27 protein-coding genes and 1 pseudogene are annotated in these 15,856 nt (G+C 60.4%); 24 read left to right on the forward strand and 4 right to left on the reverse strand.

The window, feature by feature from the left end; genetic code table 11:
• Positions 1-690, forward strand: a 690-nt coding sequence (locus APH42_RS16040; RefSeq protein ID WP_060493747.1) for a S24 family peptidase, incomplete at its 5' end; no start/stop codon positions are given.
• Positions 691-720: 30 nt separating this feature from the next.
• On the opposite strand, the gene APH42_RS16045 is transcribed toward APH42_RS16040, so the two are convergent.
• Positions 721-1,038 carry a DUF1654 domain-containing protein gene (locus tag APH42_RS16045; RefSeq protein ID WP_060493748.1) on the reverse strand — a complete coding sequence of 106 codons (318 nt, stop codon included), beginning with the start codon at positions 1,036-1,038 and terminating at the stop codon, positions 721-723.
• A gap of 648 nt (positions 1,039-1,686) precedes the next feature.
• On the opposite strand from APH42_RS16045, the gene APH42_RS16050 reads away from it, so the two are divergent.
• From APH42_RS16050 to APH42_RS16080, 7 genes are all read left to right on the forward strand, one after another.
• On the forward strand, positions 1,687-1,911 hold the full coding sequence (locus tag APH42_RS16050; protein ID WP_060493749.1) for a hypothetical protein: 225 nt from the start codon (positions 1,687-1,689) through the stop codon (positions 1,909-1,911).
• Positions 1,912-2,038: 127 nt separating this feature from the next.
• Positions 2,039-2,422 (forward strand): response regulator transcription factor, encoded by a 384-nt coding sequence (locus APH42_RS16055; RefSeq protein WP_060493750.1) that lies wholly within the window; start codon positions 2,039-2,041, stop codon positions 2,420-2,422.
• Positions 2,423-2,439: 17 nt separating this feature from the next.
• The gene (locus tag APH42_RS16060) at positions 2,440-2,772 is read left to right on the forward strand and encodes a hypothetical protein (RefSeq protein ID WP_060493751.1); all 333 of its coding nucleotides are present in this window, start codon (positions 2,440-2,442) and stop codon (positions 2,770-2,772) included.
• The gene (locus tag APH42_RS16065) at positions 2,769-3,305 is read left to right on the forward strand and encodes a single-stranded DNA-binding protein (protein WP_060493752.1); all 537 of its coding nucleotides are present in this window, start codon (positions 2,769-2,771) and stop codon (positions 3,303-3,305) included. The genes APH42_RS16060 and APH42_RS16065 overlap by 4 nt, the downstream gene beginning before the upstream one ends.
• 2 nt (positions 3,306-3,307) lie before the next feature.
• Positions 3,308-3,496, forward strand: coding sequence for a hypothetical protein (locus tag APH42_RS16070; RefSeq protein ID WP_060493753.1), 189 nt, complete (start codon positions 3,308-3,310; stop codon positions 3,494-3,496).
• 81 nt (positions 3,497-3,577) lie between these two features.
• Positions 3,578-3,943 (forward strand): hypothetical protein, encoded by a 366-nt coding sequence (locus tag APH42_RS16075; protein ID WP_060493754.1) that lies wholly within the window; start codon positions 3,578-3,580, stop codon positions 3,941-3,943.
• On the forward strand, positions 3,918-4,430 hold the full coding sequence (locus APH42_RS16080) for a hypothetical protein (protein WP_060493755.1): 513 nt from the start codon (positions 3,918-3,920) through the stop codon (positions 4,428-4,430). The genes APH42_RS16075 and APH42_RS16080 overlap by 26 nt, the downstream gene beginning before the upstream one ends.
• Here the strand turns inward: APH42_RS16080 and APH42_RS16085 are convergent.
• Positions 4,417-4,707 (reverse strand): hypothetical protein, encoded by a 291-nt coding sequence (locus APH42_RS16085; RefSeq protein ID WP_060493756.1) that lies wholly within the window; start codon positions 4,705-4,707, stop codon positions 4,417-4,419. The two genes, APH42_RS16080 and APH42_RS16085, sit on opposite strands and share 14 nt — an antisense overlap.
• A 115-nt stretch (positions 4,708-4,822) precedes the next feature.
• Between APH42_RS16085 and APH42_RS16090 the strand changes: the two genes are divergently transcribed.
• On the forward strand, positions 4,823-5,368 hold the full coding sequence (locus APH42_RS16090; protein WP_060493757.1) for a hypothetical protein: 546 nt from the start codon (positions 4,823-4,825) through the stop codon (positions 5,366-5,368).
• 23 nt (positions 5,369-5,391) lie between these two features.
• Here the strand turns inward: APH42_RS16090 and APH42_RS16095 are convergent, their stop codons facing one another.
• Complete coding sequence (locus tag APH42_RS16095) at positions 5,392-5,724, reverse strand: hypothetical protein (RefSeq protein ID WP_232858368.1); 333 nt, start codon at positions 5,722-5,724, stop codon at positions 5,392-5,394.
• Here APH42_RS16095 and APH42_RS16100 point away from each other — a divergent pair.
• Together APH42_RS16100 and APH42_RS16105 are read left to right on the forward strand one after the other, a co-directional pair.
• A complete protein-coding gene (locus APH42_RS16100) occupies positions 5,723-6,568 on the forward strand; it encodes a DNA adenine methylase (protein WP_060493758.1) in 846 nt (281 codons plus the stop codon). The genes APH42_RS16095 and APH42_RS16100 overlap by 2 nt on opposite strands.
• A 46-nt stretch (positions 6,569-6,614) precedes the next feature.
• A complete protein-coding gene (locus APH42_RS16105; RefSeq protein WP_060493759.1) occupies positions 6,615-8,432 on the forward strand; it encodes a DNA cytosine methyltransferase in 1,818 nt (605 codons plus the stop codon).
• On the opposite strand, the gene APH42_RS16110 is transcribed toward APH42_RS16105, so the two are convergent.
• Positions 8,429-8,713, reverse strand: a complete 285-nt coding sequence (locus APH42_RS16110) for a hypothetical protein (protein ID WP_060493760.1) — start codon at positions 8,711-8,713, stop codon at positions 8,429-8,431. The genes APH42_RS16105 and APH42_RS16110 overlap by 4 nt on opposite strands.
• A 99-nt stretch (positions 8,714-8,812) precedes the next feature.
• Here APH42_RS16110 and APH42_RS16115 point away from each other — a divergent pair, with 99 nt between their 5' ends.
• The 13 genes and pseudogenes from APH42_RS16115 (at position 8,813) to APH42_RS30165 (ending at position 15,586) form a co-directional block, all read left to right on the forward strand.
• The gene (locus APH42_RS16115) at positions 8,813-9,514 is read left to right on the forward strand and encodes a hypothetical protein (protein WP_177336860.1); all 702 of its coding nucleotides are present in this window, start codon (positions 8,813-8,815) and stop codon (positions 9,512-9,514) included.
• Entirely contained in the window at positions 9,511-9,663 is a 153-nt protein-coding gene (locus APH42_RS29895; RefSeq protein ID WP_156352798.1) for a hypothetical protein, read from the forward strand. Before APH42_RS16115 ends, APH42_RS29895 begins: the two co-directional genes overlap by 4 nt.
• Positions 9,664-9,712: 49 nt before the next feature.
• Positions 9,713-10,378: pseudogene (locus APH42_RS16120) on the forward strand (hypothetical protein); the annotation flags it as partial.
• 191 nt (positions 10,379-10,569) lie between these two features.
• Positions 10,570-10,821 (forward strand): hypothetical protein, encoded by a 252-nt coding sequence (locus APH42_RS16125; RefSeq protein ID WP_060493762.1) that lies wholly within the window; start codon positions 10,570-10,572, stop codon positions 10,819-10,821.
• Positions 10,818-11,030, forward strand: coding sequence for a hypothetical protein (locus tag APH42_RS16130; protein ID WP_060493763.1), 213 nt, complete (start codon positions 10,818-10,820; stop codon positions 11,028-11,030). Before APH42_RS16125 ends, APH42_RS16130 begins: the two co-directional genes overlap by 4 nt.
• Positions 11,027-11,422 (forward strand): phage protein NinX family protein, encoded by a 396-nt coding sequence (locus tag APH42_RS16135; RefSeq protein WP_060493764.1) that lies wholly within the window; start codon positions 11,027-11,029, stop codon positions 11,420-11,422. The genes APH42_RS16130 and APH42_RS16135 overlap by 4 nt, the downstream gene beginning before the upstream one ends.
• Positions 11,419-11,754, forward strand: coding sequence for a hypothetical protein (locus tag APH42_RS16140; RefSeq protein ID WP_060493765.1), 336 nt, complete (start codon positions 11,419-11,421; stop codon positions 11,752-11,754). The genes APH42_RS16135 and APH42_RS16140 overlap by 4 nt, the downstream gene beginning before the upstream one ends.
• Before the next feature lie 43 nt (positions 11,755-11,797).
• Positions 11,798-12,280: a methyltransferase gene (locus tag APH42_RS16145; RefSeq protein WP_060493766.1), complete on the forward strand. Its 483-nt coding sequence runs from the start codon at positions 11,798-11,800 to the stop codon at positions 12,278-12,280.
• 120 nt (positions 12,281-12,400) lie between these two features.
• Positions 12,401-13,321 carry a phosphohydrolase gene (locus APH42_RS16150; protein WP_232858367.1) on the forward strand — a complete coding sequence of 307 codons (921 nt, stop codon included), beginning with the start codon at positions 12,401-12,403 and terminating at the stop codon, positions 13,319-13,321.
• A 53-nt stretch (positions 13,322-13,374) separates the two neighbouring features.
• Positions 13,375-13,692 carry a hypothetical protein gene (locus tag APH42_RS16155; protein ID WP_060493767.1) on the forward strand — a complete coding sequence of 106 codons (318 nt, stop codon included), beginning with the start codon at positions 13,375-13,377 and terminating at the stop codon, positions 13,690-13,692.
• A gap of 38 nt (positions 13,693-13,730) precedes the next feature.
• Positions 13,731-13,922: a DUF4224 domain-containing protein gene (locus APH42_RS16160; protein WP_039614784.1), complete on the forward strand. Its 192-nt coding sequence runs from the start codon at positions 13,731-13,733 to the stop codon at positions 13,920-13,922.
• A 15-nt stretch (positions 13,923-13,937) separates the two neighbouring features.
• Positions 13,938-14,918 carry a tyrosine-type recombinase/integrase gene (locus APH42_RS16165; protein WP_060493768.1) on the forward strand — a complete coding sequence of 327 codons (981 nt, stop codon included), beginning with the start codon at positions 13,938-13,940 and terminating at the stop codon, positions 14,916-14,918.
• A gap of 89 nt (positions 14,919-15,007) precedes the next feature.
• Positions 15,008-15,586 (forward strand): PBECR2 nuclease fold domain-containing protein, encoded by a 579-nt coding sequence (locus tag APH42_RS30165; protein WP_232858366.1) that lies wholly within the window; start codon positions 15,008-15,010, stop codon positions 15,584-15,586.
• The last annotated feature ends 270 nt before the right edge of the window (positions 15,587-15,856 follow it).

Below are 15,856 nucleotides of genomic sequence, written 5' to 3' on the forward strand. Positions count from 1 at the left end.
TTGGCCAGGCTTTTGGAGGTTCCGGTTGAACAGTTCAGCCCACGGCTGGCGGACGAGATCCGATCGCTGAGGTCGCTTCCAGCTGGCGATCAGGACCACAAGAAAGGCGCGGCAGAAAAAGTAATGGCGATGCTGAAGCAGCATGCCGGAAAGAAGCTGGACGAGGATGCTCAGCAAAAGATTGCGGCCGCGGTTGCAGATACCCTGGTTGATGTTCGCCCAAGCAATGTTGTATCTGCTGATTTCTCCGGCCTGAAGGTGAAGAAGGACGAGATCTTCATTCCGCAATACGACATACGCGCCTCGATGGGGCACGGCCAGGTCCCGCCTGACTACACCGAAGTCATGCGGAACGTAATCGTGAAGGAATCGGTGCTACACGAAAAAGGGGTTACTTATACCTCACAGTCTGCATTGGCCATGATCTTCGGCTGGGGTCAGAGCATGGAGGGCACGATCAATGACAAGGATCCGCTGATCGTTGACCGTGGGGTGAATGAGTTTGTCGGGGACGGTATCTATGTCCTGACTTGGCACGGCCACCTGTACATCAAGCGCCTGCAGTTCTTCGACGAGGACCACTTCTGGTTAATCTCGGACAACGAGAAGCACAAGGACCAACAGGCCAGGATCGACGATGTCACGATCCATGCGAAGGTCCTATTGATCTGGAACGCGAAGAAAGCCTGATAGAGCCCGCCGTGAGCGGGCTCTTCCGTTTCAGAACGGCGCCTCGTATTCAAGCGCCTCCAGCTCTTCGATCGGCGCCTCTTGGTCATGGTCGCTCTGCATCTCCCATTCGATTTTTATTCCGCCCTCTTCCAACTGCGTAATCTCCAGGCCATCCGTCTCACCAAGAATGCGCATGATCTCGCCCCACTCAGCATCACCATCTGTGTCCAGTCGATGAATGGCCACCCAGCGCTGCTCCTGCGCTTTCGGGTGATTGATCATGTTGGCTACCCTCAAACCCAGCCGCTCTAGAGCGGTCATTCCTTGGCGCTGCTGCGTTGGCGCCGTCTTGTTTTGCTTGGCCATGACACCTCCCTAATGACTGTATATGCATCCAGTTGTCCGGATCATAGCGCACGCCCTTGAAAAATAAATTAACCATCGGTATTGACGTGAAAAGCATACCGATGGTTAACTTCATCCATCGAGACGCAACACTCCCTCGACAGGCCTGACAAGCCACCGCTCTTTACACAACCCGACGTGACCACCTCGACGCACCCAGGCCATCACCTGGGTCGGGACAAGCTAAGTCGTCGACCACGCAGCCTCTGGACAGCTGCCGGACTCCCCCATGGGAGGACGCCAAACCATGCAAGCCACCTGATGCGAAGCCAGTAGCTGCAGCAGGCAGTGGTGGGGAAACCCGGCGACGAGCATGGCGAGGATCAAAAACCATAGGAGGAACCTGCCAATGAAGCATTAAGCCCAGCCGACAAAACGGGTCGGCAATCCGCGCATACGTGCCCTACTCAGCCGGCCAAAGGGCTGCACTCAAGCGCGGAGCAACATGATCCCCAACGATCATCGCTGTATTCAGATTGAAGGCGGTGCGAGGGAAGCCCAAGGCCAACGCAATGAGCGCAGAGCTGCCATCTGAGGCGGTCAAGCCAGACGATTCCCCGGTGCGCCTCAAGCGGGGCGCATCAGGGGGAATCCACTGGAGCAATTCGAATGACCACGATTATCCAAGACCGCTTCGATAGCGGTGCCCAGGTGTGTCTGGAGATGGACAAGAACGAGGGCGAACTCTTCGTCTTCCATTGCCCGGCAGGGCAAGGCTGCAAGGTCAGTAAATGGCCGTTGGATAGCTATCACATGCCAATCGCAATGGCACATTACGAGCAATGTCTCGAGCTCGAACGAGCCGCATTTGAGGCAACCTCCAAGTCAGCCTGACTTTAAGTGCCCGATCTACCTGGTTCCCCATCACCAGGCTGCATCGGTCGTGGCGTTCGCCCTCCCCTGGTCCGGGAGGTACGCGGCAGCGAGCGTCACGACCAATGCAGCCCACCGAGGACTCTTCATGGAAACGATCACTTGCGGCTCATGGATTGGCCAGCTCGGCAAGGCGCTGGCTCCCCGCGAGCTCGAAGCACTGCTGTGGGTGGCTCAAGGCCTCACCACCAAAGAAATCGCCCGCCAGATGGCGGTGAGCCCAGGCACCGTGGCCAACCGGATCGAGGCGGCGCTCTTCAAGCTGGAAGCGGGCCGCCGCATCGAGGCGGTCACCAAGGCCATGCGCCAGCAGATCATCAGCCCACTCTGCATCGCACTCGCTGGCCTCATCGCTATGCACTCAGTCATCAACGACAGCGACCCCATGCGTCGCGACCGTCGCGCGCCGGAGCGCCGCACCGCCCAAGTTCGAATCGTTCGCAGGGCCGAAGCCTTTGAACTTCATGCCTGACCAACAAGGACCAACCAATGAACACAGCCATCCGCAATAGCCAGATGCAATACGCCCAGGTGCAGCAGCAGGCCGAAGCCGCCGCCGCAGAGTTTCACAGCAATTCCCGGTTCACCGTTCAGCAAGGCAAGAACAACAGCTGGGCGATCGTTGGCTCAAACGACAACCGCCTGTATGGACAGCGTCGTGAGTACCCGGCTGCCGTGCGTTATGCAAAAAGCCTGGAGCGGGCAATCGAGTCAAAGTCGGAGCCCGCTCCGACGGTGGTACCGCCTGACGATATCGGTACGCGCTGGCTAGCGCTTTGGGCCTTGGCACTCATCGTTTGTGCGGGAGCCTTCGCATCATGAGTCGCGGGGTAAACAAAGTCATCCTGGTCGGCACCTGCGGCCAGGACCCGGAAGTGCGGTACCTGCCCAACGGCAACGCGGTTACCAACCTCAGCTTAGCCACCAGCGAGCAGTGGACGGACAAGCGATCGGGCGAGAAGGTCGAGCGCACGGAGTGGCACCGCGTGTCACTGTTCGGCAAGGTCGCGGAGATCGCCGGCGAGTACCTGCGCAAGGGTTCGCAGTGCTACATCGAGGGCAAGCTGAAGACCCGCGAGTGGGAGAAGGACGGTATCAAGCGGTACGCTACGGAGGTGCACGTCGACATCAACGGCACCATGCAGCTGCTTGGCGGCCGGCCTGACAACCAGGGCGGCGGCCAGCAGCAACAGCGCCAGCCTCAGCAGCAACGTCAGCAACCTCAGGGCCAGCAGTACCAACAGCAGCGCCAGGCGCCACAGCAACAGAACCAGCAAGCAGGGTATGGGCCGGACCCCGAAAGCTTCGACGACGACATCCCGTTCGCCCCGCTTCACCATCTCGCAGGTGCATAGCCATGCCGCTCGCAACCATCCTCGACATGCTCCAGCGCCGGAAGGAACTGGAGCAGAACCTGCAGCTGCTGTTCAACCGCAGCTGCCAGTGGAGCCGCGCCGAACGTGTGCGCGGCGCTGCCACCATCGAGAACCTGACCCAGCAGCTGTTCGAACTCATCGAGCAAATCGACGCGGCGCGCGCGGCATGAGGCGGATCAACAACCTGGTCCGCCAGCGCCGGCGGCAAGAACAGTTCCACCTGCCGCCCAGCGGCCTACAGGAGCATCGAAATGCAGAAAGCACCCTCTGGAGTGGTAACCCTGCCGGCCTGGATGAATCGGCCGGTCAAGAAGCTGTACATCACCCGCAGCGGTGGCCAGTACCGGCCTGACGATGTGGCTCTGGCGTTTGCGCTCAGTCTGCGCATGCACGACAGCGCCGATCACCTTCGCAGGCTGGCCCGGCGCCTGGTCGACAAAGTATGCCTGGAGCATCAGCCGAACATGAAGCGCCTGGCCCGCGAGCCGGACGACGCCAAAGTGTTCGACGCAGCGCTCAAGATCATCAACCGGGTGTGCGACCTGCTCGATATCGGGCCGGGCACCAGCTTTGTGCGCAATGGAGGCGATGATGGCTATGACGCAGCAGCAGCGTGACGAGCGCCGGCGCGAGAAGGCCGAGCGCCTGCAGGAAGAGGACCTGCGCTTGAAGGTTCGACCAGGGACTAAGCAGGCCCTGCTTGAACTGATGGAGTGGGCCGGGATCGAGGAACAGGGCGAGGCGATGACGCTGATGATTCATCACATCGAAGCGCTCGGGCATCACGCACTGTTCAGGATTGCGCGCCACGAAATCGAAGCTCACCGAGATGTGGCGCGGACTGAGCCGCTGCGGCTGTCGGCAAGGAAGCGAACCGGCCAACACCTTCGGGCGATCTGCGGCTGGGCTGACGCCACCTACAGCCAGATGATCGAGGCGCTGATCCACGGCATCCATGCGTTGGGCAGGCTGCACGCGGCGAAGTTTCTCACCCCGCCGCGGCATGTGATCAGCATCTCGCCACGCCTGGCCCTGGCCTTCGAACGGAAGAGCATGCTGATGATTCAGCAGGATCCGGGCGACGAAATTCTCACTCCCGCATGATCTTGTCGGCCATATGCGCGCAGTAGCTGCACATGCCGCCATTATCCAAAGCTTCGAATTTCTCCGACCAAGGGATATCGCACCCTCGAATGCAGGCGCCAGGATCGTGAGCGGCCAGCACATACGTCTCGAAAATATGCCGCTGTTTCTGGCTAAGAGCGTCGTCGCCTTTATCCAGCCAGAGCTTAGCAATCCCTGCAGCAGAGCCATCCAACATATCGGCACTCAACAGTTCGGAAACGAAATCACTTTTGCCGTCATCGTCATCATGAAGCATCGCATCACTCCTTGTGCTCGGCCCTATTGCCGGTCACCCGTAATACCCCATCCCAAACCAAATTGCCACCATGCCGCATCCGGCCACGGAGGGCGGCGCCTGCATGGAGAAAGCCATGAACGTCGAGACATCGACAGTCACCAAACTGCTGATCACTGAGGTTCAGGGCCTGGACCCGATCAGCGTCTACCTCGAAGACCTGGCGCCCTGCAAAGGCAAGATCACCGTCAGCTGCTACGACAAGACCTGGCACGCCTACTGGGGCGGCATGTGGGATGGCCTGAACATCGGCCAGTTCTTCTGCAAGCTGCACGACGCCTACATCATCGGCTACTTCGACCGGTCGCTTAGCTCTCGCCGGTTCAGCGCCGAGGCCTTGGCCGACAAAGCGCGGAAAGTGATCGTGCAAATGCGGCGTGACCGTGATCTGGACGCAGAAGATGCCCGAAGCCTGCTCGACGAGGCCGAGGATGTCCGCCACACCAGCTCGCTCGATGAGTGCGGCGGCGCCCACCGCGAGTTCATGCACCGCGTGTTCGGCGACGACTGGTGGAACCTGCCGGCCGACGCCATGGAGCGCAACCCGGACTGGGCCTACCTCTGCCGCATCATCGCGACAGTTCAGCAGGCCCTGGCCAAGCAGTTCCCGATCGCCGCCTGAACGTCCTTCGCTACCCGCCAGCCTCAGTCGACTGAGCGAGCGTCAACAGAAGATGGCACGCATTCGACGATTGCCGTGAAGCTCCCAGTGAAGCTGTGCCGCAGCTCGCGCGGCATATCGTAGGAAAAGTGGATCAGCCAGGAACCGTCGCCCAGCAGCACGGCCTCTTGACGGTACTTATCAACCTGATCCTCATCAATTCCGAGAACTGCTGCGACTTCCTGGTTTGTTGGCTCGCGGTCCATCGGGGATTCAACTCGCTGGTCTGGAATCACAACCAATAGACCAAACGACATCAAATTGCCACTAATGAACGCCTCCCCGGCGAGGGCGGCGCCTGCAATGGAGTGTTCCATGACCATCTCAGCGCCGGTGATCCGGTACCACGGCTCCAAGTTCCGGCTTGCGTCGTGGGTCACCCAGTATTTCCCACGGCATACGTGCTATGTCGAGCCTTTCGGCGGTGCCGCCGGCGTTCTGATGCAAAAGCCACGCTCCTACGCCGAGGTTTACAACGACCTGGACGGAGACATCGTCAACTTGTTCCGCGTGCTGCAGGACCCGCAGAGACGAGTGGAGCTGTTTGAAGTGGTCGTACTGACGCCCTACGCCAGGCAAGAATTCGAGCGAGCCTGGGAACCTGCTGACGAACCTGTAGAGCGAGCACGGCGGACCATCATTAGAGCGCAAATGGGGTTTGGCTCTGCCGGTGCCACCAAAGGAATCACCGGGTTTCGGATCGACACCAAGCGCGAATACGGTACCGCCCAATCACTCTGGCTCGAGTACCCGGAGTCGATCGCAACAATCGGGCAGCGCCTCACCGGCGTTCTAATCGAAAACCGACCGGCGATCGAGGTCATGCAGGCACACGACTCCAGGACGACCCTGCACTACGTGGATCCCCCGTATGTGCACGAGACCAGATACAAGAATGCACAGAGCGGCCGGTACTACCGACACGAGATGGACGACGACCAGCACGCCGACCTACTCAAATCGTTGCTCGAGCTAGACGGAATGGTCGTTTTGTCTGGGTACCCCAGCGAGCTCTATGACGACACCTTGACCGGCTGGACCAGACACACCACTTCAGCCCGTATATCCGCTGGCCGGGGCACAGCCTGCCGCACCGAATGCCTCTGGCTAAACCCCGCCTGCCAACGATCGAGCAGCCAATTCAGCCTGTTCGGCAGTTAACCCTCCTACTTCCAGTTTCTTTCCGCCATCCAGGCAAGGACCGCTCATGTCTGCGTTTCAGAAAAAGAACCACCTCGACTTCAAAACCCAGTACGGCCTTGGCTTCGACCCGCAAGACGATGAGATCGTGGTCGACTTCTTCTGCGGTGGCGGCGGCGCCGGTACCGGGCTGGAGATGGGCCTAGGCCGACCGGTGACCGTGGCCAAGAACCACAGCCCGGCGGCCATCAGCATGCACACCGCTAATCACCCAGCAGCGCGCCACTTCACTACCGATGTGTTCGAGGGTGACCCGGACGAAGAATGCCAGGGCCGGGCCGTGGGCTGGTTTCACATGAGCCCCGACTGCACCCACCACAGCCAGGCCGCCGGCGGGCAGCCGCGCAAGCGCGAGATCCGCAACCTGTCATGGATCGGCCTGAAGTGGGCCGGCAAGAAGAAGCCGCGGGTGATCAGCCTGGAGAACGTGAAGCAGATTTTGCAGTGGGGCCCGCTTATGGCGAAGCGCGACAAGGCCACTGGCCGGGTGATGAAGCTGGACGGCACCGTGGCCGCCGTCGGCGAGCGCGTACCAGTGCAACAGCAGTTCTTGGTGCCCGACCCGAAGCGGCGCGGCATCACCTGGCGCCGGTTTGTGCATCTGCTCGAAGGCAAGGGCTACCAGGTTGAATGGCAGATCATCAAGGCCTGCGACTTTGGCGCGCCCACCAGCCGGGAGCGCCTGTTCATGATCGCCCGCTGCGATGGCCAGCCAATTGTGTGGCCAGAGCCAACCCACGCCAAGAACCCCGCCAAGGGCCAGCAGAAGTGGCGCACCGCCGCCGACTGCATCGATTGGAGCGTGCCGAGCAAGAGCATCTTCGGCCGCAAGAAGGCGCTGGCCGATGCCACGCTGCGGCGAGTGGCCAAGGGTATGAAGAAGTTCGTGCTCGACAACCCACAACCCTTCATCGTGCCGATCGCGAACTGGTCAGGCGAGCTAGCCCAGTCGGCAGATGAGCCGCTGCGCACCGTCACCTCCTGGCCGCGTGGCGGGTCCTTCGCCGTGGCAAGCCCAGTGATTCTTCCAGCAACGCACCAGGGCGCCGACCGTGTGAACAACCCGCGCGATCCGCTGCCAACGGTAACTGCAGCCAATCGTGGCGAACTGATGATGGCCAGCCCAGTGATGATCGGGGCCGGTGGGCCTGTGTACGCCGGCAAGCCTGCGCCAGCTGATCAACCAGTGGGCACGCTAATGACGCAGAACCACCGCGCCCTGGTCACTGCATTCATCGAGCAGGCCAACGGCGGATTCAACGCCACGCCAGCAAAGGGCGCGGATGAGCCATTGACCACGGTCACCAACACCGGCAGCCAGCAGCGTCTAGTAACGGCCAGCCTGGCCACGCTCCGCCGCAACTGCGTAGGACGTGCAGCAGATGAGCCGGTACCGACCATGACCGCCGGCGCCGAGCATCACGCCCTAGTCGAGTACAAGCTATCGCCAGAGCATGAGGAAGGCGCCCTGCGCGTCGCCGCGTTCCTGATCAGTTACTACGGGACGGAGAACATCAGCGCCTGCGACTCGCCAGCGCCAACGGTGACCACCAAAGACCGCCTGGGCTTGGTCACCGTACTCGTGAGGGGCACGCCGTATGTGATCGTCGACATCTGCCTGCGGATGCTGCAGCCGCACGAGCTCTACCGCGCCCAAGGCTTCCCAGCCAGCTACATCATCGACAAGGGCGCCGACGGCAAGCCGTTCACCAAGACCGAACAGGTGCACATGTGCGGCAACAGCGTCAGCCCGCCACCAATGGCGGCCTTGGCGCGAGCTAACGACCCATGGAAAGTAGCTGCCAGCCAGTCGAAGGCTGCTTAATCGTCATCATCTCGTTGGCAGGAATAACACTCAGGCATGCACGAATCGACGGCAGCCTTGATGGCGTCGGTCATTTCCCGGCGGTCTTCGAAGATGCCATCAAGCTCTCCCTTTGAGAACAACGAATTTCCGAGCATGTAGGCAGGCTGAATGTCATCGCCGTCATGAGAGTAGACGGCGTGATGTTCGCAGTAGTCCAGCACACCGGCACTCCTTGCAATTCGAAGGGCGGCCCCCTCCTGCTCCTCGGCCTTCATCATCGCGTGCTTTTGCTGACCCATGAGTTCACCCCCGAAGTAAATAGGGCCGTTGGCAACGGCCTAACCCCTTAAGACTAGTACAAAAAAGGCGACTCACATGCAGTCGACCGAGGTATCCCCATGCCCACAGAAAACCGATCCAGCAACACCGAGATGGTCAGCGTGCCCGAAGGCTACATGCTGGTAGAGCGCAGCATCTGGACCGAGCAGCAGGTCGAAGCTGCTGCAGCGTGCATTACTCGCCTGAAGGGCGTCCCGACCATCAATGATCGTGCCCTGGCCATGGCTGCCATCGATGCAGCCCAGTGCACCGCGCCAGATATCGCGCTCTCCGATCTACTTCCAACCCCGCAGCCCCACCCCGAGCCAATAGCCTGGATGGTTGGTACTGCCTTCTGGTGGACCAAAGAAGAGGCAGAGAGGGATGCGGCGGCGACTGGCCTTCCCATGATCCCGTTCGGACCGCTGACCGGAAGCGCCGAGATCGAGCAGCTGCGCGAGGTTATCAAGCACTCTGACGCGCAGATCATGCGACAGAGCATGCGCATATCGAATCAGCGCGCCCAGCTGGCCGAGCGGGATGCGCTGCTGCGAGACAACTCAGGCAAGTTGATCAGCATGGCTGCCCACCTGATCAGCGCCCCGCTATTCGCATTGCAAGATCTGCAAGACGAAGACAAGAAAATGACCAGGGCACGTGTTGATGCTGCTGTGGACTCTGCGGACGCCAGGCTGAAAGATGCGGCGTATGAACTTCGCAGGATAGCTGACGCCCTATCCGCCAGCGCAGAGCCTAGCGCCGCAGTGGAACTACAGCCATGAGCTGGGAGCAGTGGTGGGACGAATTGGTGGCCTTGGCCGCAAAGCACGGCCACACGCCCGGCATGCCAGAGCTGTGGAAGGAATACAACTGGGCGCGTGGACAGACCCCGCAAGAATCCTACCTGGCTGAATACTCTCTCGATTTCTAACCCCTCTCCCCTCTATTCACTGCCGCGATATGGCGGCCAAGGCAAAGCTATGTCTCAAGCAAAGGAACGCCCGATCCTGTTCAGTGGGCCTATGGTCCGCGCCATTCTGGAAGGACGGAAGACAGTCACCCGCCGGCCGGTCAAAGGCGGCCAGATCCCCCGCCTGGAATATCCAGACAGTCCGGAGCCTTGGATCGCCGTAGGCCAACATCACCCGCGCTACGGGTTTGTCGTCCAGGGCAAAACCGAGCAGGAGTGCGCCGTAAAGGTTGGTGAACTAGGTGCTTGCCCATTTGGCGAACCAGGTGACCGACTGTGGGTGCGTGAGGCCTGGCTGGCGGATGCTCAACTCGATTCGATTGCACCGCGCGACCTGAGCCAGGGCGAGCCCATCATGTACCCCGCAGACGGAAGCGTCCGACAGAGAGGTTGCGCAATGGTCTCGCAGGGCCGAGGACGACCGAGCATCCACATGCCGCGCTGGGCTAGCCGCATCCTGCTGGAAATCACCGCAGTGCGCGTGGAACGGCTGCAAGACATCAGCGAGGAGCAAGCCGAAGCAGAAGGTGTGAATTTCCTTCGCCACGTACCAGACGCAGACGAGACGCTCACCGCAGCGCAGCTATTCATGTGCCTCTGGAGCAGCATCAACGGTGACGCATCATGGAGCGCCAACCCATGGGTCTGGGTCGTCGAGTTCAAGATGGCAGAGCCGGGCGCGGCAGGATGCGATTACCACGGAAGCCACTTCGGCGCGCCGTATCTCGATGCCCAGTGTGTCGATGGTTTCCTGTGGGATGAGGACAGCTGCGATGTGCCAGGCGGTCCACTGTTGAGCGGCGGCGACATCCCCTGCCCGAAGTGCAACGCGGAGGCATACGCCGACCACCAGCGCGAGATGAGCCAATGAACCGCCTCGCCATCTGCCTCCTGCTGCTGGCCACCGGCGCCAGCGCAACCGAGAACGTCATCGACGTGCAGCACGACAGCCAGCGCGGCGTCACCTGCTACCTGCTGAATGGGGTCGGCATCAGCTGCATACCCGACAGCCAGCTGCAGGCCGGCAACGAGCGCCAGCTCTCCCCGCACGAAACCCAACCCGAACCTACACCCGCTATGGCGCCTGGGCGCTGGATTGATGAGAGGTGTCAGCTGTGAGCAAGGTAATTCACTTGGTCTCGCACTTCGGCTGCTTCGACGATCACGACTGCCAGATCGCATGCAACCAGGCCGGCGAAGACATGGACGGCTCAGACCGGCCGAAAGAGGTCACCTGCAAGAAATGCCTTAGGGTGCATGAGGCTCGCGAACGGCATGCCAGGGAGAAATTCGAAAAGCGCGAAGCTGAGCTGAAGGTGCTGCCATGACCGACCTGATCGAAGTGAGAGTATCCAATCTATCCGATGAGGCACTGGGCTGGGCAGTCGGCAAGGCCGAAGGACTGGACGTATACCTGGAGCCGCCAGGTTACAACGGAGTGACTTGGCGGGTGTTCGCCCGGTATCAGGGCCAGGCCATCGAGCACGCCAAGCGTTTCAACCCCTGGGAAGACTGGGCGGTCGGCGGGCCTCTGCTCGACAAGCACCAAGGCGGCGCCAAGTACTGCTCCGACCTGGATGAAGCCGTCTGCTACAGCGGAGGGCCTGCGGCAGCCGTGGTCTGGCTGTACGGACCCAATGCGCTGACGGCGTTCTGTCGCGGGCTGGTTCGCTACCGGCTCGACTATATCGTCCAGGTGCCAAAGGAGCTGATGCCATGACCGAACAAAGCACCAAGGAATTCTACTCTGTAGATCAAGCCTCTCAGCATGCTGCTGAATGGTGCAAACGCAATCCCGCATGGCGCCGGATCTGTGATATCCCGGATATCTCCGTGTTCGAAAAAACCTACGATGAGATCCCAAAGCGCGAGCGCTCCTACTGGGAAAAGAACGGCGGCGAAGAATGCTGGCGTGAATTCGGCGCCGGAGGAACCAAGGTGCCTACCGGATTCATCTCTGGAAAGGGCGAGTTCTTCGACCACGTCCTCAAAGTTCCGCTCCATCACAACATGATGATGGTGTACCGCGTCGGCAAGAGGTGGAAGCCATGATCGCCCTCGCCTACATGGCCTACCTGATCTACAGGGGGCCGCGATGAGCGCAGTTGCCAAGGTGCTCGACCCCTGTAGCGCCAGCCGCATGATGTGGTTTGACAAGCAGGACCAGCGCGCCCTGTTCGGCGACATCCGTGACGAGGAACACCTACTGTGCGACGGCCGGGTGCTAAAGGTTGAGCCCGACGTTCTGATGGATTTCCGCCAATTGCCCTTTGAGGCCTCAACCTTCCGCCTGGTCGTGTTCGATCCGCCGCACCTGACCCGGGCCGGTGTGGACAGCTGGATGCGCGCAAAGTATGGGCTGCTCACCAGCGACTGGCGCGAAGACATCCGCCAGGGCTTCGCCGAGTGCTTCCGCGTGCTGGAGCCCGAGGGAATCCTGATCTTCAAGTGGAACGAAACCCAGGTGCTGGTCAGCGAGCTGTTGGCCCTCACTGATGAAAAACCCCTGTTTGGCCACAAGTCCGGCAAGCGCGAAAAGACGCACTGGATCACCTTCATGAAGCGCCCCGCAGCCTAACCCCTCCACCCTACTACTCAAGCCCGCCAGCCAGGCGGAACCATATCGGTGAACCCGCCGAAATGGTTATCCTCAATCATTAAAAATGCCTGCCGGGTACCGAGCGGGCGAGGAATACCTATGTCTGAACGCAAAACGATGTGCATCTACCACGGCAACTGCGCCGACGGCTTTGGCGCCGCCTGGGTTGTTCGCAAGGCCCTAGGCGACCAGGTGGAGTTTGTGGCCGGCGTGTACGGCCAAGAGCCACCAGACGTTACCGACAAAGACGTGATCATCGTCGACTTCAGCTACAAGTACGATGTACTTGCTCGGATCAGCTGGAAGGCCCGAAGCATCATCGTTCTGGACCATCACAAATCAGCGGCTGAGGACCTTGCCAAGTTCCCGCCTTTCCATGCCGGCGTTCGGTTAGATGGCCGGCACGCCGACGGATCTACCGCTCTGGGATGGGAAAGCGCGCACACCTTCATGTATTCGCAGAACTCCCCGGCGATCGCCTGCTGTTTCGACATGAACCGCAGCGGCGCCATGCTCGCCTGGGACCACTTCTTCCCCGGGCAAGAGCCGCCAATGCTGCTGCGCCACATCGAGGACCGCGACCTCTGGCTGTTCAAGCTGGATGGCACCCGCGAGATTCAGGCCAACCTGTTCAGCTACCCCTACGACTTCGAAGTCTGGGACAAGCTCATGGCCGCCGACGTGGAAACCCTACGCTCGGACGGCGCCGCAATCGAGCGCAAGCACCACAAGGACATTGCCGAACTGGTCGCCGTGATGAAGCGCCGCCTGGTCATCGGTGGTCACGACGTACCGGCAGCCAGCCTTCCCTACACACTCACCAGCGATGCGGGTCACCTCATGGCCCAGGGCGAGGCCTTCGCCGCCTGCTACTGGGACACCCCTGAAGGCCGCGTTTTCAGCCTGCGCAGCACTGACGAAGGCCTGGATGTTTCGGAAATCGCCATGCAGTACGGCGGTGGCGGCCACCGCAACGCCTCCGGTTTCCGCGTGCCGTTCGGACACGAACTGACCAAGTAACCCGCCCCCTCAACGCAGCCCGCCGGCAAACGCTCGCGGGCATGGAGAGACTCATGCTCAATTTCTTGACTCGCATCTTCAAGCGAAAGAAGAAGCCCGAGCCGCGTCCGGCTCTGGCACCGACAGGATTCGCACGCGGCCACAGCCCGGCATCAGGCAGGCAAGACCCGATGCTTGATCCGCTCAATCCGTTGAGCCCCGTCAGCCCACTGCATCCCGCCTACCAAGCAGACAGTTACGAACCATCGCGCAGCACCAGCAGCTCCTGCTCCAGCCGGGACTACAGCAGCTACGACAGCGGCAGCAGCTACTCGTCGAGCGACAGCAGCAGTTCTAGCGATAGCGGATCCAGCTCCAGCAGCTGCGACTGACCACCAACCTGCCGCCACCGGCGGCGTGGAGAGAAACCATGTTCATGACCCCGGATGAGGTAGCCGACATGACGGGCTACCTCCGCCCCAAGGACCAGGTCCGCTGGTTGCAGGCAGAGAAATTTGGGTATGTGCTGGGCGCCGATGGCAAGCCGAAGGTGCTGAGACAAGTCGTGCTGGCCCGCCTGGGCGGGCATGCCGAGAAGAAAGGACCGGAGCTCCGGTTTTGATAGAAGGGACGACCGATGAGGCCGCGAAAGAAGGACAGGCATCTGCCGCCGTGCATGTACATTAAGCACGGCGCGTACTACCTGGTCAGGAAAGGAAAGTGGGAGCGCCTGGACAAGGACTACCAGGGCGCCCTGCTCGCTTACGCCAAGATCATGGGCGGCAAAGGACAGGGTGGAATGCCGAAGCTGATCGATGACGCGCTGGACGCGATGCGCGGGCGCCTGGCGGAAAACACCGTGAAGCAGTACGAGACCGCAGCGCTAAAGCTAAAGAAGAACTTGGCAGAGTTTGAGCCACGCCAAGTGCTGCCGAGGCATGTGGCCGCACTCAAGCTGCACATGTCCGACACGCCGAACATGGCCAACCGGGTGATCTCGTTCCTACGGATGGTGTTCGCCTACGCGCTGGAACAGCAGATTGTCGACTCAAACCCCTGCACCGGCATCAAGCGGCATGTCGAGAAGAAGCGGGACCGGTACATCACCGACGAGGAATTTGCGGCGATTTGCGACGCGGCGTCCCCCTACATCCGGTCAATTCTCGAAATGTGCTACCTCACCGGACAGCGAATTGGCGACGTGCTGGCCATCAAGCTATCGGACATCAGCGAAAAAGGCATCGCCTTCGACCAGCAGAAGACAGGGGCCAAGCTCATCGTGGGCATGACACCGGACTTGGAACAGCTGATTGCGAGGGCTAAGGCCATCCCCAGGAAGGTGCGAGGGCTCACCTTGTTCTGCACTCGGGGCGGTGGCAAGCCGGTCTCCTATGAAACGGTGAAGGATGCCTTCCGGAAAGCCTGCGACGAAGCGAAGGTGGCCGACGCCACGATCCACGACCTCAGGGCGAAGTCTCTGACAGATACTGACAAGCAGGGCAATGATGCCCAGAAGCTGGGCGGTCATACGGATGCTCGTATGACGAAGCGCTACCTCAGGCTTAGAGAGATTGATGTAGCACAACCGCCGACCCTGCCGAAGGAACGAAAATCGTGAGCGCGATCGCTTGCGCGTCAGCTCGCCCACAGCCCTGAAAAAAATGTGGCACTATAGCCGCCTTCATTTATCAAGGGCATGGAATCATCTTGAGCACGGCAACCCAAGCCTTGTGCACGGCAGCGCCGGCGCCGAGAATCTCAGAGGAAAAAGGTCAGCCCACATGGATTGATGCGGGTCTTCAGGACCTGAGGACTCTTGAGCGGGAATACCGATCCCCTGCGGTCGATGAAATCCCACACGCAGCAAGCCACGAGGAAGCGATCGAGGTGGTTGCTTCTTATCTGGGCTTTACGGACGCATCAGCAGTTTCCCTATCGGTCGACACCCCACTGGGCAGGGTCCTGATACGCCGCGACTCGATCTACCACATAGTGGAGAAGCGGCAGGACGCACGCGAACGGTACGTTGGGCTTGCGATGGACACGCTCACCAACCCTTACGAGGTATGGAAAGTCGCCTTCACGAACAACACTCACCGGCTTGCCTATATTGGAGTCTACGAGTCGAAGCGTCAGATGCTGGTCAGCGTGACCATGGAGAACGGCAGAATGCTGTGGAATTTCATGCACTGTGATGCCAAAGCCTTGAACAGGCACCGCCACGGTGAACTGCTCTACCAGCGACACCCAGAAGCTTTAGTTCCGGGCAAAGAAAAGGCCGCGTAAGCGGCCTGAATTCGTGCTTGATATTCGTATACACACCCTCAAGCAGGGGTGTGGAGGTCTCACCCTACGCTGATGATCCAACCATCGACGGGGTTCCTACGCCAGTTATAGCCGCTGGATGGCAACTGGTTTCGCGCTCACGATCAAAGTATCAATTAGATAATTACTATGTCAACCACATACGTCTATTTGAGCGTACAAAAACGACGAACCTAGCAGCGAAGCCCTCTACCTTTTCTTGGGCTCATGATAGCGGCAGACGGCGACAAA

The sequence above is a fragment of the Pseudomonas sp. NBRC 111140 genome (genome assembly GCF_001320885.1).
In the GTDB taxonomy this organism is placed as follows: Bacteria; Pseudomonadota; Gammaproteobacteria; order Pseudomonadales; family Pseudomonadaceae; genus Aquipseudomonas; species Aquipseudomonas putida_P.

Bases quoted from the DNA above. Each gene is read 5' to 3' on its own strand.
- APH42_RS16145 (WP_060493766.1), top strand. From the start codon at position 11,798: ATGAGCGCAGTTGCCAAGGTGCTCGACCCCTGTAGCGCCAGCCGCATG.
- APH42_RS16160 (WP_039614784.1), top strand. From the start codon at position 13,731: ATGTTCATGACCCCGGATGAGGTAGCCGACATGACGGGCTACCTCCGC.
- APH42_RS16150 (WP_232858367.1), top strand. From the start codon at position 12,401: ATGTCTGAACGCAAAACGATGTGCATCTACCACGGCAACTGCGCCGAC.
- APH42_RS16065 (WP_060493752.1), top strand. From the start codon at position 2,769: ATGAGTCGCGGGGTAAACAAAGTCATCCTGGTCGGCACCTGCGGCCAG.
- APH42_RS16070 (WP_060493753.1), top strand. From the start codon at position 3,308: ATGCCGCTCGCAACCATCCTCGACATGCTCCAGCGCCGGAAGGAACTG.
- APH42_RS16110 (WP_060493760.1), bottom strand. From the start codon at position 8,713: ATGGGTCAGCAAAAGCACGCGATGATGAAGGCCGAGGAGCAGGAGGGG.
- APH42_RS16135 (WP_060493764.1), top strand. From the start codon at position 11,027: ATGACCGACCTGATCGAAGTGAGAGTATCCAATCTATCCGATGAGGCA.
- APH42_RS29895 (WP_156352798.1), top strand. From the start codon at position 9,511: ATGAGCTGGGAGCAGTGGTGGGACGAATTGGTGGCCTTGGCCGCAAAG.
- APH42_RS16115 (WP_177336860.1), top strand. From the start codon at position 8,813: ATGCCCACAGAAAACCGATCCAGCAACACCGAGATGGTCAGCGTGCCC.
- APH42_RS16085 (WP_060493756.1), bottom strand. From the start codon at position 4,707: ATGCTTCATGATGACGATGACGGCAAAAGTGATTTCGTTTCCGAACTG.
- APH42_RS16045 (WP_060493748.1), bottom strand. From the start codon at position 1,038: ATGGCCAAGCAAAACAAGACGGCGCCAACGCAGCAGCGCCAAGGAATG.
- APH42_RS16125 (WP_060493762.1), top strand. From the start codon at position 10,570: ATGAACCGCCTCGCCATCTGCCTCCTGCTGCTGGCCACCGGCGCCAGC.
- APH42_RS16095 (WP_232858368.1), bottom strand. From the start codon at position 5,724: ATGGAACACTCCATTGCAGGCGCCGCCCTCGCCGGGGAGGCGTTCATT.
- APH42_RS16050 (WP_060493749.1), top strand. From the start codon at position 1,687: ATGACCACGATTATCCAAGACCGCTTCGATAGCGGTGCCCAGGTGTGT.
- APH42_RS16165 (WP_060493768.1), top strand. From the start codon at position 13,938: ATGAGGCCGCGAAAGAAGGACAGGCATCTGCCGCCGTGCATGTACATT.
- APH42_RS16140 (WP_060493765.1), top strand. From the start codon at position 11,419: ATGACCGAACAAAGCACCAAGGAATTCTACTCTGTAGATCAAGCCTCT.
- APH42_RS16055 (WP_060493750.1), top strand. From the start codon at position 2,039: ATGGAAACGATCACTTGCGGCTCATGGATTGGCCAGCTCGGCAAGGCG.
- APH42_RS16155 (WP_060493767.1), top strand. From the start codon at position 13,375: ATGCTCAATTTCTTGACTCGCATCTTCAAGCGAAAGAAGAAGCCCGAG.
- APH42_RS16090 (WP_060493757.1), top strand. From the start codon at position 4,823: ATGAACGTCGAGACATCGACAGTCACCAAACTGCTGATCACTGAGGTT.
- APH42_RS16080 (WP_060493755.1), top strand. From the start codon at position 3,918: ATGGCTATGACGCAGCAGCAGCGTGACGAGCGCCGGCGCGAGAAGGCC.
- APH42_RS16100 (WP_060493758.1), top strand. From the start codon at position 5,723: ATGACCATCTCAGCGCCGGTGATCCGGTACCACGGCTCCAAGTTCCGG.
- APH42_RS16075 (WP_060493754.1), top strand. From the start codon at position 3,578: ATGCAGAAAGCACCCTCTGGAGTGGTAACCCTGCCGGCCTGGATGAAT.
- APH42_RS16060 (WP_060493751.1), top strand. From the start codon at position 2,440: ATGAACACAGCCATCCGCAATAGCCAGATGCAATACGCCCAGGTGCAG.
- APH42_RS16105 (WP_060493759.1), top strand. From the start codon at position 6,615: ATGTCTGCGTTTCAGAAAAAGAACCACCTCGACTTCAAAACCCAGTAC.